Consider the following 344-nt stretch of genomic DNA (forward strand, 5'->3'; position numbering starts at 1 on the left):
ACTGGATATGCAATTATTGCTGATGATGGTATTAACATGTTTATCGTTACAGACTTAAAGGTGTGGCAATATTCAACAGATACCAATGCAGTTACAGAAGTTACTGACGTAAATATAACCGGCGCTAAATCAGTCGATTTCTTTAACAATCAATTTATTTATACTTTCGATAAGTTTTCAACTATTTCAAATGTTGGTGACGGTTCAACGGCTAACGGTTTAAATATAGTCGGTGAAGAGACATTGCCTGATGATTTAGTGCGTGATTTTGTATTTGAAGAAATAATTTACCGAATGGGTGTCAGGTCCGTTGTTGGTTGGTGGAATAATCCATCATTAACACC

1 protein-coding gene is annotated in these 344 nt (G+C 35.5%); it reads left to right on the top strand.

The window, feature by feature from the left end:
- The coding region (locus D5S11_RS20025) for a molybdopterin-binding protein (protein ID WP_164833871.1) at positions 1–344 on the top strand (344 nt) is incomplete at both ends.

This window comes from Bacillus sp. L75, assembly GCF_003676355.1.
GTDB lineage: Bacteria > Bacillota > Bacilli > Bacillales > Bacillaceae > Bacillus > Bacillus velezensis.